At 60.1% G+C, this 14,870-nt stretch carries 13 protein-coding genes and 1 tRNA gene; 2 read left to right on the top strand and 12 right to left on the bottom strand.

Features of this window, described 5'->3' with window-relative positions:
• Positions 1-50: 50 nt before the first annotated feature.
• Positions 51-971, top strand: a complete 921-nt coding sequence (locus tag MR935_RS10430) for a hypothetical protein (RefSeq protein ID WP_290573296.1) — start codon at positions 51-53, stop codon at positions 969-971.
• Positions 972-1,037: 66 nt separating this feature from the next.
• Here MR935_RS10430 and MR935_RS10425 read toward each other — a convergent pair.
• The 12 genes from MR935_RS10425 to MR935_RS10370 all read right to left on the bottom strand — a co-directional run bounded on the left by MR935_RS10425 (position 1,038) and on the right by MR935_RS10370 (position 12,776).
• Positions 1,038-1,113 (bottom strand) — tRNA-Gly (locus tag MR935_RS10425).
• A 181-nt stretch (positions 1,114-1,294) separates the two neighbouring features.
• Positions 1,295-1,948 (bottom strand): ComF family protein, encoded by a 654-nt coding sequence (locus MR935_RS10420; RefSeq protein ID WP_290573294.1) that lies wholly within the window; start codon positions 1,946-1,948, stop codon positions 1,295-1,297.
• Between the two features lie 57 nt (positions 1,949-2,005).
• Positions 2,006-3,187 (bottom strand): LL-diaminopimelate aminotransferase, encoded by a 1,182-nt coding sequence (locus MR935_RS10415; RefSeq protein WP_290573292.1) that lies wholly within the window; start codon positions 3,185-3,187, stop codon positions 2,006-2,008.
• Entirely contained in the window at positions 3,171-4,790 is a 1,620-nt protein-coding gene (locus MR935_RS10410) for a CTP synthase (RefSeq protein WP_290573290.1), read from the bottom strand. The genes MR935_RS10415 and MR935_RS10410 overlap by 17 nt, the downstream gene beginning before the upstream one ends.
• Positions 4,787-5,632: a diaminopimelate epimerase gene (gene dapF / locus MR935_RS10405; protein ID WP_320767298.1), complete on the bottom strand. Its 846-nt coding sequence runs from the start codon at positions 5,630-5,632 to the stop codon at positions 4,787-4,789. The genes MR935_RS10410 and dapF overlap by 4 nt, the downstream gene beginning before the upstream one ends.
• Before the next feature lie 159 nt (positions 5,633-5,791).
• Positions 5,792-6,367, bottom strand: coding sequence for an ANTAR domain-containing response regulator (locus MR935_RS10400; protein WP_290573288.1), 576 nt, complete (start codon positions 6,365-6,367; stop codon positions 5,792-5,794).
• A 35-nt stretch (positions 6,368-6,402) separates the two neighbouring features.
• On the bottom strand, positions 6,403-7,722 hold the full coding sequence (locus MR935_RS10395; RefSeq protein WP_290573286.1) for a glutamine synthetase family protein: 1,320 nt from the start codon (positions 7,720-7,722) through the stop codon (positions 6,403-6,405).
• Positions 7,723-7,756: 34 nt separating this feature from the next.
• Positions 7,757-8,485 carry a glutamate synthase gene (locus MR935_RS10390; protein WP_290573284.1) on the bottom strand — a complete coding sequence of 243 codons (729 nt, stop codon included), beginning with the start codon at positions 8,483-8,485 and terminating at the stop codon, positions 7,757-7,759.
• Complete coding sequence (locus tag MR935_RS10385) at positions 8,485-9,723, bottom strand: NAD(P)/FAD-dependent oxidoreductase (protein ID WP_290573282.1); 1,239 nt, start codon at positions 9,721-9,723, stop codon at positions 8,485-8,487. The genes MR935_RS10390 and MR935_RS10385 overlap by 1 nt, the downstream gene beginning before the upstream one ends.
• 6 nt (positions 9,724-9,729) lie before the next feature.
• Positions 9,730-10,158: a 4Fe-4S dicluster domain-containing protein gene (locus MR935_RS10380; protein ID WP_290573281.1), complete on the bottom strand. Its 429-nt coding sequence runs from the start codon at positions 10,156-10,158 to the stop codon at positions 9,730-9,732.
• A 15-nt stretch (positions 10,159-10,173) separates the two neighbouring features.
• Positions 10,174-11,679, bottom strand: coding sequence for a glutamate synthase-related protein (locus MR935_RS10375; protein ID WP_290573280.1), 1,506 nt, complete (start codon positions 11,677-11,679; stop codon positions 10,174-10,176).
• A complete protein-coding gene (locus tag MR935_RS10370; RefSeq protein ID WP_290573279.1) occupies positions 11,679-12,776 on the bottom strand; it encodes a class II glutamine amidotransferase in 1,098 nt (365 codons plus the stop codon). The genes MR935_RS10375 and MR935_RS10370 overlap by 1 nt, the downstream gene beginning before the upstream one ends.
• Before the next feature lie 429 nt (positions 12,777-13,205).
• Between MR935_RS10370 and MR935_RS10365 the strand changes: the two genes are divergently transcribed.
• On the top strand, positions 13,206-14,870 hold a 1,665-nt coding region (locus tag MR935_RS10365), incomplete at its 3' end, for a glutamine synthetase III family protein (protein ID WP_290573277.1).

Here is a 14,870-nt window from a genome sequence, read left to right as displayed (position 1 = left end):
GCTCAAAAAAGCAGCAATGCGCGCGTATCGCGGAAAGAGAGGGGGATTTTATGGCGATTTCGGAATACGATGCGTTTGGGCCGTGGATATATGAGGTTGATGGGGAGCATCCGCTTCCACGCCTGTTCGCGCCCTATGTGCGGGAGCGGGCCGATGCCCTGATGCTTCTCAAGATCCCGCGGGATATCGAGAGAAGAAGGGCAACGCCAGACATGGAGCTGTATGATTATGTTGTCGGGGCGTATGAGGAGCGGGTCGTGCTGCTTAAGCGGCACGAAGCGGCCGTGCAGCGAACCGAGGTGCTGTATCGGGAGATCGAGGGGCTTGCGCTGTACCGGTACTTCCTGCAGGGGAATTTGATGCTGTACACGGCAAAGGGTGAGGTGTGTATTCCATTCAACACGGTCTCTATGTCGATCATGCAGCGCTTTGTCTCGATCATCCGTGCGCGGTATCAGACGGCGCGCCACATCACATCGGCGGTGCTCTGCGTGGGCGACCCGAAGGACATACCCGACTTGGATGTGCTGTTCATCAATCTGCTGCGGGACATGGAAGGCGAGGGGGAAACTGCGCGTGTGGGTGCATTTCAGCCCGAAGCGCCGCTTGCATCGGCGGGGAGGGATTGGCTGCAAAAGATTGTGCATCCGCTGTCTCTTCGTACGATGCCAAGCATGCTGCATATGGTCAACCATGAGGAGTTGATTCTGATTCGGCGCGGCAAAGAGGAAAAAAGGGCAAAGAAGAATGAGTTCAGCTATGAGTTCACCTATATTCCACTGGGAAATATCCATGCGATCCGTGTGCAAGAGGAAGAGCAGTATGAGGACATCCTGCGGTGCACGCTTGACTTTGGTCGGCACCAGTATACGTTTTTGATGCGGGGGGACAACCAAGGGGTGGTTGGCTTTTATGATCGGCTGGCCAAGCAGTTGCATCTGCAAGAGAAAGCGGACGGAAAACCAGGATGATGACCGCCGCAGCCTAATGTGCAGGGAAAATATAAAAAGCACTATCGTTTCGATAGTGCTTTTTGTTGGAGCGGCTGACGAGGCTCGAACTCGCTACCTCCACCTTGGCAAGGTGGCGCTCTACCAGATGAGCTACAGCCGCATGTCTTATTTTTTTGTTTGCGCTAACTCATCAGCGCGAATATTATTATAGCAAGAGGATGGCAGAAAGTCAAGCGTTTTTTTACAAATTTCTCGGATAAGTTTGCCGGGCACATTAAACAGCGAATCGGCTGAGGGAAGACCGGCCGGTCGGACAGGCAGGTGGCTGAAAAAGCCGCCGCCTATCCGCGGGGCACCTTGGTCGGTGCGAGCACATAGACCCGCGCCGCGCCCATTTGCCGCAGAAGATGGACAGCGGCCGCAGCCGTCGCGCCGGTGGTGATGATATCGTCGACGAAAATGACTGACTTACCAGTCAGGTCTGTGTTTTTGCGTGGCAGAAACGACCGGTCAGCGTTGACCCAGCGCGCCTCAGCGCTCTGCTGCGCAGACTGCTTGGGCGCAAAATTGCGCTTGCGCAGCGTGGGTGCGCAAGGCAGGGCAAGCAGCTGTGCGATTGCGCGGGCGAGCAGCTCGGCTTGGTTGTACCCGCGCTGGTACAGGTGCAGTCGACCGATTGGCGCAAAGGTGACCAGATCGGGCTTCCATTCATCCAGCCGCGCAGCGAGCAGCGGAGCGGTCTGTGCCGCGAACCAGTCCGCATAGTGCGGCATATGACGGAACTTCAGCCGGTGCATCGCGCTTTTGACCGCTCCTGTATAGTACAGCGCGGCGGCAGCTTCATCCGCGCCTTTGACCTGCACATGGCCGGGGCAGCGGTAGCTGTTCCGTATCTCGGCGGCACAGGCGCGGCACAGCATGGCAGTTTGGCCATCATCCGCGGTCGAGAGCAGCTTGCCGCAGAGCACGCAGCGCTTGGTAAACAGAATGCCCAACCCAACACACCTCCCTTATAAAAAGGGCTATCCGCGTAGGGACAGCCCTTTGAGAACTTATTTGCCGAGCAGCTTTTTCAGCCGCTCGGCGGCTTCCAGCGTGCGCTGCTGGTCACCGAAGGCAGTCAGGCGGAAGAAGCCGTCGCCGTTCTTGCCAAAGCCCGCGCCGGGCGTGCCGACGATGTGGGCATTTTCGAGCAGGTAGTCAAAGAAAGTCCAGCTATCCATGCCGTTCGGGCACTTGAGCCAGAGATACGGGCTGTTTTTGCCGCCGGTGTACCAGATGCCGAGCGCGTCAAGCGTGGCGGCGAGCACCTTGGCATTCTGCTTGTAGTAGCTCAGCGTCTCCGTGAGCTGCTTTTGTCCTGCCTCGGTGAAGCAGGCCGCCGCGCCCCGCTGCACGATGTAGGGCACACCATTGAACTTGGTCGTCTGGCGGCGCAGCCACATCTTGTTCAGCTTGCCGTCAAGCAGCGCCTTGGGCACGATCGTCCAGCCGCAGCGCGTGCCGGTAAAACCCGCCATTTTGGAGAAGGAGCAGAACTCGATCGCACATGTCCGCGCGCCCTCGATCTCGTAGATTGAGCGGGGCAGGCTCGTGTCCTCAATGAAGCATTCATACGCCGCGTCAAACAGGATGACAGCGCCCTGCGCGTTGGCATAGTCCATCCATGCTTTGAGACCCGCGCGGTCGTAGGCTGCGCCGGTCGGGTTGTTGGGTGAGCAGATGTAGATCACGTCGCACGAGACCGACGCATCCGGCAGCGGCAGAAAGCCGTTGCCCTCATTGGCGTCGGCAAAGATGACGCGGCGGCCGGCCATGACGTTGGTGTCTACATAAACCGGATAGACCGGGTCGGGCACGAGCACGGTATTGTCCGCGCTGAATAGGTCGAGGATGTTGCCAAGGTCGCTCTTTGCGCCGTCCGAGATGAAGATCTCGTCCGCATCAAGCGCGACACCGTGGGTCGCGCGGTAATAGCCTTGCAGCGCTTCGTGCAGGAAGCCGTAGCCCTGCTCGTCACCGTAGCCGTGGAAGGTTTCCTGCTGGGACTGCTCGGTAACTGCTGTGTGCAGCGCGTCAATGACGGCGGGCACGAGCGGGCGGGTCACGTCGCCGATGGACAGCTTGATGACGTCGGCCTCCGGGTGGGCGGCCTGAAACTCTCGCTGCTTTTTGGCGACGGTCGAGAACAGGTAGCTCTGTGCGATGTTGTCAAAATTAGTGTTGATCTGCATGTTGTTTGCTCCTTTTCAGCGATGCGGCAACAAACGCCTTGAACAGCGGATGCGCCCGGTTTGGACGGGATTTGAACTCAGGATGGAACTGCACGCCGATATAGAACGGGTGCGCGGGTATTTCAACGGTTTCGACCAGCTCGCCGGTGGGCGAGGTGCCGGTAATCAGCATACCGTGCCGCTCAATCTCCTCACGGAAGCTGTTGTTGAACTCATAGCGGTGGCGGTGGCGCTCGGAGATCATCTCCTGCTGGTAGGAGTCGGCCATGATCGTACCGGGGCGCACCTTGCACGGATATGCGCCAAGACGCATCGTGCCGCCTTTTTTGGAGATGCCCTGCTGGCTTTCCATCAGGTCGATGACCGGGTGGGTCGAATCGGGGTCGAACTCGGCCGAGTTCGCATCCTCAAAGCCGAGCACGTTGCGCGCATAGCTCATCACCGCGATCTGCATGCCCAGACAGATGCCGAAATACGGGATGCCCTGCGTGCGCGCGTAATTGGCCGCGCAGATCATGCCCTCCACGCCGCGCGGGCCGAAGCCGCCGGGCAGGATGATGCCATCGACCTCGCCGAGCAGCTTGTCCGCAGTCGAGTCGTTGATCTCTTCGGAGTCAACCCAGTCGATATCGACAAAACACTCGTTCTCATAGCCGCCGTGCTGCAAGGCCTCGGCAACCGAGAGGTAGGCGTCGTGCAGCTTGACATATTTGCCGACGAGTGCGATCTTGACATGCTCTTTACGGGCGGCAATGCGCTCAAGCATGGCGATCCACTCGCTCATATCGCCCTTGCCCGCGCCGATGGACAGCTCGCGGCAGACGATATCGGACAGGTGGCTTTCCTCAAGCATCAGCGGCGCCTGATACAGCACGGGCAGCGTGCGGTTTTCGATCACGCAGTCCTCGGCCACGGTGCAGAACATGGCGATCTTGCGCTTGATTTCGTCGTCCATCGGCTGGTCGACGCGGGCGACGATGATGTCCGGGGAAATGCCAAGGCCGCGCAGCTCCTTGACCGAGTGCTGCGTGGGCTTGGACTTCGGCTCGTTCGAGCCGGAGATGAACGGCACGAGCGTGACATGGATGAACAGGCAGTTGCGCCGGCCGACCTCGCTGGCTACCTGCCGGATAGCCTCCAGGAAGGGCTGGGACTCGATATCGCCCGTTGTGCCGCCGATCTCGGTGATGACCACATCGGCCGAGGTTTTTTTGCCGACCGAGTAGATGAACGACTTGATCTCGTTGGTGATATGAGGGATGACCTGCACGGTCTCGCCCAGATATTCGCCCGCGCGCTCCTTGTTGAGCACGTTCCAATATACCTTGCCGGTGGTTAGGTTGGAAAATTTGTTCAGATCCTCGTCGATAAAGCGCTCATAATGACCGAGGTCAAGGTCGGTCTCGGCGCCGTCGTCGGTCACATAAACCTCGCCGTGCTGAAACGGGCTCATCGTACCGGGATCGACGTTGATATAGGGATCGAGCTTTTGCGCGGCCACCTTTAGGCCGCGGCTTTTGAGCAGACGGCCGAGCGAAGCCGCCGTGATCCCCTTGCCGAGACCGGAAACCACGCCGCCGGTCACAAAGATGTACTTGGTCATATCTCCACTTCCCCTTTACATACAGTCGTTGCCGCGCCTGTCATGAACACGGTCTCGTCGGTGTATTGTACCGTTAGATCGCCGCCGCGCAGATGGACGGTGATATCCTCGTTCATGCGCGCGCGCCCGGTCAGACAGGCGGCCACGCCGACAGCGCAGGCGCCTGTGCCGCAGGCCCATGTCTCTCCGCTGCCGCGCTCCCAAACGCGCATTTTCAAGCTGCCGTCAGGCAGGATATTGACAAATTCAGTGTTGACCCGCTCGGGAAACAGCGCGTTATGCTCAAACTTCGGGCCGATGCGCGGCAGGTCGAGCTGGTCGATATCCTCCTCAAGAAAGACGACGCAGTGCGGGTTGCCCATGGATACGCAGGTGATGTGGTACACCGTTTCATCCACGACGAGCGGCACGCCGATCGCGCGCTCGCCGTCCAGCGCGGCCGGGATATCCCGCGGAGTGAGAATGGCCGCGCCCATATCGACGCGGGCGGTCTCCATCCGGCCGTCCTTTACCGACAGCGTGAGCGTTTTGACCCCGGAGAGCGTGTCCACCGTGATCGTCGTCCGTCCGCCGACCATGCCGTTGTCATATAGGTATTTGCCCACGCAGCGGATGCCGTTGCCGCACATCCGTCCTTCCGAGCCGTCGGCGTTGAAGATACGCATTTGCGCATCGGCCTTGTCGGAAGGGGAAATGAGGATGATACCGTCGCTGCCGATGCCGAAATGCGGCTCGCTCAGGCGGATAGAAAGGGCTTCGGGATCGGATACGGTCTGCTCAAAGCAGTTGAAGTAGAGATAATTGTTGCCGCAGCCGTGCATCTTGGTGAAGGACAGCTTCACGGTTTTCCCTCCTTAAAAAACGATAACGAAAATGGCGCATGAGCGGACACGCGCGGCGCGGCAGCCCATACACCATTCAGTATATCATAATTTGTCGAGGATTTCTCTATCCATTTCAAAAAAGTGCAAAAATTTTTCCCGCCGTCCGGCGGGCGGCGTTCAGCCGGGCAGCCCGCCGCTGAGGATGCGCTCGGCCACCTCGCGCTTAGTCAGGCGCTGCTCCATGGCCTGCCTCTCGATATAGCGGTGCGCCTCCGGCTCGGTCATCGCGCAGCATTCGATCAGCAGGCATTTGGCGCGGTCGACAAGGCGGATATCCTCGATGCGCTTTTGCAGCTGGCGGTTTTCCTTTTGCAGCCCGGCCAGCCGTGCGCGGGAAGCACGGATCATGCGCAGCGCCTGCAAGAACAGCGTGCGGGAGAGCGGCTTGGGCACGACGATCACGCCGCCGTCCTCCACCTTTTCGGAAACGGCATCGGCGATGTCAGTCTTGGCCAGCAGGATGACGCCCGCGAGCGTGTCCTGCGCGGCGGTCTGCGCCAGCTCGTGGCCGAACTCATCGGGCAGAGGTGCGTTGACAAGCAGCAGGTCGTAATCCGTGTCAAGCAGAGTGCGGCGCGCCTCAGCGCAGGAGGTGGCCGTGGCGATCTGCGCCTGTACCGCGCAGGAGGAGAGAAACTGGGTCAGCATAGCCAGCGATTTGGCGGTTGCTGATACGATCAGAATGTGCTCCAAACGGTTTCCCCCTCCTTTTCGGCAGCTGGTGGGCTTCAGTAGCGCTCAAAGTAGAGTGCGTGCTCGGCTGTGATGCGGTCCTCCGCCGCGGCGATCTGGTCATGCTCGGCCTGTTTGGACAGAAAGAATGCGCGCAGCGCCTTGTCAGGCAGGCAGCGGCGGATAAAGTCGCTCTGCCGGGCGCAGGCGATGGCTTCGCACAGCGTACCGGGCAGCGCGGCGTAGCGCGCGCGCACATCGGTGGGCGCGGTGAACAGGTTGTCATCGCACGCCGCCGGCAGGGGGAGCTGCTGCTCAATGCCGTCAAGACCGGCATGGATGAGCAGCGAGAAGACGATATACGGGTTGATGCAGCCGTCGAACGCGCGCAGCTTCATCCGGTTTGCGCGCACGCCGTCGGCCAGCGGCACAGTGATGAGCGGCGAGCGGTTACGGTGCGACCAAGTGATATACTTGGGCGCTTCAAACTCGCCCAGGCGCTGGTAGGAATTGGTCAGCGGATTGCCGAACAGGGTCATTTCAGCCGCGCGGCGCAGCACACCGGCAATAAAGCACCGGCCGTCGGCAGAGTCCGCGAGCGTGGGGTGAAAGAGGTTGCGTCCCTCGCGCAGAATCGAGACCGACAGGTGCAGTCCGCTGCCCGGCGCGTCCGGCAGGGGCTTGGGCAGGAAGGAGGCATGCAGGCCGCTCGAGGCGGCCATGGTCTTGACGACCCACTTGAACGTGACGAAGTTGTCCGCGGCCTCAAGCGCCTCCGCGTAACGGAAATCGACCTCGTTCTGGCCGGGGCCTTGCTCGTGGTGGGAGGATTCGGGCTGGATACCCATCTCCTCCAGTGTCAGGCAGATCTGGCGGCGCACGTTTTCCGCCTTATCGAGCGGGGCAACGTCGAAATATCCGCCGTGGTCGTGCGGGATGGTGGTCGGGTGGCCGTGCTCATCCAGCTCGAACAGATAAAACTCGCTTGCCGTACCCATGGTGAGCGAGTAGCCCGCCTGCCGCGCGCGGCGGCTGGCCTGCCGCAGCAGATGACGGCCGTCGCCCTCAAAGTACGTTCCGTCAGGGTATTTGATATCGCAGTAGAACCGCACCACGCGCCCCTGCGCGGGCCGCCACGGCAGCACGGAAAGCGTGGACGGATCGGGGAAAAGCAGTAGGTCGGACACATCAACGTTGAGAAAGCCGCGCAGCGCCGAGGCGTTGAAATGAATGCCTTGGTCAAACGCACGGGACAGCTCGGCCGGCTGAATGGCGATGTTCTTCTGATTGCCGAAGATATCGCAAAATGCCAGCCGGATGAACTTCACGTCGTTCTCCTCAATAAATTGTACGACCTCGCTCATGGTGGTGTCCATAAAGCCGTCCTCCTAACAATATGGGGATGAAGCATCAGTCTTCATAGGTGTAAAGCTGTTTATAGCCTGCTGCGGGGTTGGGGGTGAGCACATAATATTGCTGCGCCTGCAATGCGGCGGGATCGCCGCCGAAAAAGCCGCAGTATGCCGTAATATAGGGGGCGATCTCGTCCAGATCATCCGCTAAGGCGGCGCGCACCAGCACCTGCGGCGGCAGGCCGCCCGGCGCTTTATCACATCTTAACACAATTTTGCCGCCGTGCATACCCGTGCCGCAAAAATTACTGGCGGGATACGCACCATCTTGACCAAGGCCGAGCACGAGTATCAGCCCCCCGGCTTGATACTCGCCAAGAAATGAGCCTGCTTTGCCGCCGATGACAACGACGGGGAAGTGATCCTGATAGGCCTTCATGTGAATGCCGCCGCGGTAGCCGCAGTCGCCTTGGATGAAGATGCGCCCGCCGCGCATACCGTAGCCGCAGGCGTCGCCCACGTTGCCGTGGATGATGATATCGCCGTCGTTCATCGTGTCGCCGACGGCTTCCTGCGCGTTGCCGAACACCTCGAGCGTCGAGCCGTTTAGATACTGCCCAAGTCCGTTGCCCGGTGTGCCGCGGATGGTGATTTTTTTATCCGCCGAGCCGCAGCCGATGTAGCGCTGGCCGAGGACATTCTCGACGGTTATCTCGCTGTCGGCAACGGCGCGGATATCCTCGTTGACTTGTTTATAATAGGTAAGACCTGCCTGTACAGTAGTCATCAGTGTGCCCCTCCTAACTGTTTTGCGCGCTCGGCGTGGGAGAACGCCATCAACTGCGGCTTTTCGCGGATGAGTGCGAAGTCGATGGTGTCGAGCGGGGTCTGCTCGCGGATGAGCGAGGTGTAAATGCCCGCGCGGTCGACCTCGCCGATCAGAATGAAGCCGACCAGACGGTTGTCCCGGGTGACGAGCAGCTTGTAGCTGTCCGCATCATGCTCAAGGTACTGCTCGCCCTCGTACGAGCCGGCGGTGACCATGTGCAGCCCCATAAAGCCCGAGGCGTTCATCGGGATGGCCTTGGTAAACGCGCGGTCGCCGCCGGCCATGTTCATGCCTGCCGTCTCGCCCTGCAAATAGGCGTTGGGCAGGATGGCGAGGATGCGGTCGGTATCGGAGGCGATGTCGTGCGATACCGTGCAGTCGCCTGCGGCGTAAATGTCGGCCACTGAGGTGGCGGCGTGGTCGTCGATCAGGATACCGCGCTCGACCGTGCAGCCAGCCGCGGCGGCAAGCTCGGTGTTCGGGCGCACGCCGACGGCGACGACCAGAATATCAAAATCGACCACCTTGCCGCTTTGCAGGATGGCGCTGTCTGGCGTTAGCCGCGCGGCCGAGTCGCCCAGTATGAATTGGACGCCCTTGCTTTCCATGTGCCGCTGGATGATGGCGGCGGGCGCGTCGGTCAGCACATTGGGCAGGATACGCGGCGCCAGATCGATAACGGTCAGCGCGGACACACGCCGGTGGATGCCCTCGGCGCATTTCAGGCCGATCAGTCCCGCGCCGATGATGAGCACGCGCTTGTCATTTTTGTCGCCGAGCAAAGCATCAAGGCGCTTGGCGTCATCCAGCGTCATAAAGCTGGTTTTGTTCTTGACGGTCTCCAAGCCCTCTGTCGGCGGCACGAAAGGGCGCGAGCCGGTGCAGATGCACAGCTTGTCGTAGGGCACGCTCTCGCCGCCCTCAAGAGAAACAGTCTTGCCGGCGGTGTTGATGGACAAGGCCGTCCGGCCGAATAGGGTCTTGACGTTGTTCTTTTCATAAAAGTCCGCCGGGCGGTAGTGCAGCATACGTTGCTCGGTCGTTTCGCCCAGCAGCAGATAGGAGATCAGCGGGCGGCCGTAAACCGGATAGACCTCGTCGGAGATCACGGTGATCGGGCTGTGCTTATCGACGACGCGGATGCCCTCAATCACGCCGATGGCGGCGGTGCCGTTGCCAATGATAACATAATTCATGGTTGCTCACCTCTCCTCGTAGACGATTGCCTTATTCGGGCAGCCCTGCACACACATGGGCTGGCCGCACTCATTTTTCAGGCAAAGCTCACATTTCTGCACCGCGCCTTCGTGCGAGGTGTACAGCGCGCCGTAGGGGCAGGACAGGATGCAGGTGTAGCAGCCGACGCACTGCTCCGAGTCGATATGCACCGCGCCCTCCACAATGGTCAGCGCGCCCGAGATGCAGCCCTTGACACACAGCGGGTCCTCGCAGTGGCGGCAGGAGACCGCAAAGGAGATGTTGTTGCGTTCCTCAATGCGGATGCGGGGCGCGATCTTGTGATCCTTGAGCGCCTTGACCATGGACGATTTGCCGGAGTTGGCAAACGCGCAGTAATATTCGCACAAATGGCAGCCGAGACACCATTTTTCGTTGACGTAAACACGTTTCATGTCGCTTTACCCTCCTTATTCGCCCGCGTGCCTGATGCCGAGGATGGAAAGCTCGCGGTCGTTCAGGCCAATGCCGCGCAGCATCAGCCGGTTGCCGCGCAGGGCTTCGATCGAGTTGATGCCCATGCCGCCCATCATCTCCTTCAGCTCGTGATCCCATGCGGTGACCAGATTGATCAAACGCTGCGAGCCGATATCTGGATTGAGCCGCTTGACAAGGTCGGGGCGCTGGGTGGCGATGCCCCAGTTGCACTTGCCGGCGTGGCAGGAGCGGCACAGGTGGCAGCCGAGCGCGAGCAGGGCAGAGGTGGCGATGTAGCAGGCATCCGCGCCGAGCGCGATGGCCTTGACCAGATCGGCCGCGTTGCGGATCGAGCCGCCGACCACGATCGAGACCTGATCGCGGATGCCTTCGTCGCGCAGGCGTTGGTCAACAGCGGCGAGTGCAAGCTCGATCGGAATGCCGACATTGTCGCGGATGCGGGTGGGTGCCGCGCCCGTGCCGCCGCGGTAGCCGTCGATGCAGATGACATCCGCGCCCGAGCGGGCAACGCCCGAGGCGATGGCCGCGACGTTGTGTACTGCCGCGATTTTGACCATGACAGGCTTTTTGTAGCCGGTCGCCTCCTTGAGCGAGAATACGAGCTGCCGCAGATCCTCGATGGAGTAGATATCGTGGTGCGGAGCGGGGGAGATCGCGTCCGTGCCCTCCGGGATCATGCGCGTCTTGGAGATATCCGGGCCGACCTTCAGGCCGGGCAGGTGGCCGCCGATGCCGGGCTTTGCGCCCTGTCCCATCTTGATCTCGATGGCCGCGCCCGCCTCCAGATAGTCCTGATGGACGCCAAAGCGGCCGGAGGCCACCTGCACGATGGTGTGCGCGCCGTACTGGTAAAAGTCCGCGTGCAGGCCACCCTCGCCGGTGTTGTAGAAGGTGCCGAGCGCGCATGCGGCGCGGGCGAGCGACTCATGCGCGTTGTAGGAGATCGAGCCGTAGCTCATCGCTGAGAACATGACCGGCACGTTCAGCGCAAGCTGGGGCGACAGGTTGGGGACGAGCTTGCCATTGGCATCACGCTCGATCTTGCCCGGCTTCTTGCCGAGAAAGGTGCGTGTCTCCATCGGCTCGCGCAGCGGGTCGATGGATGGGTTTGTGACCTGCGAGGCGTTGATGAGAATCTTATCCCAATAGATGGGGTAAGGCTCGGGGTTGCCCATAGAGGAGAGCAGCACGCCGCCCGAGCCGGCCTGACGGTAGACCTCGGAGATGGCCTTGCCCGTCCAGTTGGCATTCTCCTTGAAGGTGTGGTCGGTCTTGACGATCTTGAGCGCGCGCGTCGGGCAAAGCGACACGCAGCGGTGGCAGTTGACACACTTGGACTCGTCGGCCATCATTTTCTGAAACTCGGGGTCGTAAAAGTGCACCTCGTTGGCGCACTGCCGCTCACACGCGCGGCAGGAAATGCAGCGGTCGTAATTGCGCGCGACCTCATACTGCGGATACAAGAAATCAATAGCCATTACCGGTTTCCTCCCTTGCTCAAACCTACGATGACCGCCTCACCGCCGCGCGGCGCCCAGATCGCGTCGAGCGTCGGCTCGATGACGCGGATCGCGCATTCTTCAGAGGCGATGTATACGGTCTTATCCTTTTCTCCCACGACCATCGAGCGCAGCTTGAGACGGTCGTTGAGCGCCATCAGACCGCCCTCAAAGCCGACCAGAATGGAAAACGGGCCGGTGACCAGCAGCGATGCGAACGCATTGCGCAGATAGGTCAGGCGCTCGCGCTCGGCAGTCTCCTGCTTTTCAATGGTCGACCAGAACGGCGCGGCTATCACGTTTGCGATCTCGTCATAGGTCAGGCCGAGCTTGCGCCCCAGATAATCGACAATGTAGGTGATGACCTCGGTGTCGGTCAGCAAATCGCAGGAGTAGCCGAACATTTCAATAAAGCGGCGGTTGGCGTCGTAGGAGGATATCTCGCCGTTGTGCACGACCGTTGTGTCGAGCAGCGCGAACGGATGCGCGCCGCCCCACCAGCCGGGGGTATTGGTGGGATAGCGGCCATGACAGGTCCACGAGTAGGCCTCATACTCTTCCAGCTTGTAATATTCGCCCACGTCCTCGGGGAAGCCATTGGCCTTGAATACGCCCATGTTCTTGCCGGAGGAGAAGATGTATGCCCCATCCAGCGTGTGATTGATGCGGATGACAAAGCGGGAGACGTATTCGCGCTCGTCGAGCTGGCTGGCGGTCAGCTTGGTGTTGAGCGGCGAGACAAAGTAGCGCCAGATCATCGGCTCGTCGGTAATGCGCGGGTGGCGGTGGGTCGGTATCTTGGAGAGGTTTACAATGTCAAAATGCCGCTCAAGCTCCTTTTCGCAGGTATCCTTGGCCGTCTGCGTATCATAAAAAACGTGAAAGGCGTAGTAATCGGCGTATTCGGGATAGATGCCGTAGCCCGCAAAGCCGCCGCCGAGGCCGTTGGAGCGGTCGTGCATGGTGCGGATGGAGTCGATGATGCGCGTGCCGTTCTCCCGCGTGCCGTCCTTATGGAAGATGCCGGAGATCGCGCAGCCTGCGGGGATGCGGATTTGACCTTCTTTTTGCAACATGATGCTTCCTCCTTATGTGTCGCGCTGATGCAGCGCCCGTTTCAGGGCGATGGAAACGGAACAAAATAAAAAGGCGCCCGCCGCAGCCGAGGATCGGAAAACCAAATCCTTGGCTGCGGCGGACGCCTTTGTCCTGTTCACATTGTATAGCGCGGGTGGGTAAGCGTCAAGCAAAAAGATAATATATTTGCGGATTCTTGCAAAATGCATAGAAAGCATTCGGCTGAGCGGCCGGAAATTCAGTATCTTGCAACAAATCCGCCAAAACGGGAAAAAACACGCCATTTGAACTTGACAAGCAAAGAGAGGATGGATATAATGCAAAGTGTTAACAGCAAAGGCGCTGTGGGAACACAACCCGCAGCGCTTGTTTTATTTTATAAACTTTGTTGTCAATAAAATTCACATAAGTAAAGGAGCGAATCATTCATGAGCACAGCAAGGAATGTCCCCGCGCTCTTCGGCAGCATGGTCTTTAACGAGGCCGTCATGAAGGAACGCCTGCCCAAGGATGTTTACAAGAAGCTGCAAAAAACCATGCGGGAAGGCACCGCGATCGACCCGGATGTTGCCGCTGTTGTGGCGAGCGCGATGAAGGACTGGGCGATCTCCAAGGGTGCGACGCACTACACGCACTGGTTCCAGCCGATGACCGGCATCACCGCGGAAAAGCATGATTCGTTCATCACCCCGACCGAGCAGGACGGCGTGATGATGGAGTTTTCCGGTAAGGAGCTGGTCAAGGGCGAGCCGGACGCCTCCTCATTCCCGTCCGGCGGCCTGCGCGCCACCTTTGAAGCGCGCGGCTACACCGCGTGGGATCCGACCAGCTACGCCTTCGTCAAGGACGGATCGCTGTACATCCCGACCGCGTTCTGCTCCTACACCGGCGAGATACTGGACAAAAAGACCCCCCTGCTGCGCTCGATGGACGCGATCAGCAAGCAGGCCTGCCGTGTGCTCGCGCTGTTCGGCAAGGATGTCAAGCGCGTGACAACCACGGTCGGTCCGGAGCAGGAGTATTTCCTAATTGACCAGAAGGACTACGCGCAGCGCAAGGATTTGATTTTTACCGGGCGCACGCTGTTCGGCGCAAGGCCGCCCAAGGGGCAGGAGATGGAGGATCACTATTTCGGTTCGATCCGCCCGCGCGTGGCTGCGTTTATGGCCGATCTGGACGAGGAGCTGTGGAAGCTCGGCATCTTCGCCAAGACCAAGCACAATGAGGTCGCGCCCGCGCAGCATGAGATGGCGCCCGTATTCACCACCACCAATATCGCCACCGACCATAACCAGCTGACCATGGAGGTCATGAAGCGCGTTGCGCAGAAGCACGATCTTGTCTGCCTGCTGCATGAAAAGCCGTTTGACGGCGTAAACGGCTCGGGCAAGCACAACAACTGGTCTATCTCGACCGACGCGGGCGAAAATCTGCTCGAGCCGGGCAAAACGCCGAGCGAAAACGCGCAGTTCCTGCTGTTTTTGACCGCGGTGGTCAAGGCGGTCGACGAATATCAGGATCTGCTGCGCATTTCGGTCGCCTCGGCGGGCAACGACCACCGTCTGGGTGCAAACGAAGCGCCGCCGGCCATTATCTCCATGTTCATCGGCGATGAGCTGCAGGCGATCATCGACGCGCTCGAGACCGGCGCGGACTACACCGACGTGGGTAAGACCAAGATGGATCTCGGTGCGTCCGTGCTGCCGGCCATTCCTAAGGATACGACCGACCGCAACCGCACCTCGCCCTTTGCCTTCACCGGTAACAAGTTTGAGTTCCGCTCGCTCGGCTCCTCGGTCAACATCGCCTGCCCGAACATCATGCTGAATACGGCGGTTGCCGAATCGCTGCGCCTGTTTGCCGACGAGCTGGAAGGCGCGGAGGACTTCCCCGCCGCGCTCACCGCGCTGGTCAAGCGGGAGCTGAAGGCGCACAAGCGCATCATCTTCAATGGCAACGGTTATGATGACGCATGGGTGGACGAGGCGGAAAAGCGCGGCCTGCGCAATCTTAAGTCGACGATCGACGCGCTGCCGCACTATCTGGATGAAAAGAACGTTGCGTTGTTCGCGGCGCACGGTATTTATTCGCGC

This window comes from Agathobaculum sp., from assembly GCF_022775115.1.
Lineage (GTDB): Bacteria > Bacillota > Clostridia > Oscillospirales > Butyricicoccaceae > Agathobaculum.
The sequence above is the reverse complement of the archived record's forward strand: the minus strand, read 5'-3'. Positions and strand labels throughout refer to the sequence as shown.

Bases quoted from the DNA above. Each gene is read 5' to 3' on its own strand.
- MR935_RS10430 (WP_290573296.1), top strand. From the start codon at position 51: ATGGCGATTTCGGAATACGATGCGTTTGGGCCGTGGATATATGAGGTT.
- MR935_RS10415 (WP_290573292.1), bottom strand. From the start codon at position 3,187: ATGCAGATCAACACTAATTTTGACAACATCGCACAGAGCTACCTGTTC.
- MR935_RS10410 (WP_290573290.1), bottom strand. From the start codon at position 4,790: ATGACCAAGTACATCTTTGTGACCGGCGGCGTGGTTTCCGGTCTCGGC.
- MR935_RS10395 (WP_290573286.1), bottom strand. From the start codon at position 7,722: ATGGACACCACCATGAGCGAGGTCGTACAATTTATTGAGGAGAACGAC.
- MR935_RS10390 (WP_290573284.1), bottom strand. From the start codon at position 8,485: ATGACTACTGTACAGGCAGGTCTTACCTATTATAAACAAGTCAACGAG.
- MR935_RS10385 (WP_290573282.1), bottom strand. From the start codon at position 9,723: ATGAATTATGTTATCATTGGCAACGGCACCGCCGCCATCGGCGTGATT.
- MR935_RS10380 (WP_290573281.1), bottom strand. From the start codon at position 10,158: ATGAAACGTGTTTACGTCAACGAAAAATGGTGTCTCGGCTGCCATTTG.
- MR935_RS10375 (WP_290573280.1), bottom strand. From the start codon at position 11,679: ATGGCTATTGATTTCTTGTATCCGCAGTATGAGGTCGCGCGCAATTAC.
- MR935_RS10370 (WP_290573279.1), bottom strand. From the start codon at position 12,776: ATGTTGCAAAAAGAAGGTCAAATCCGCATCCCCGCAGGCTGCGCGATC.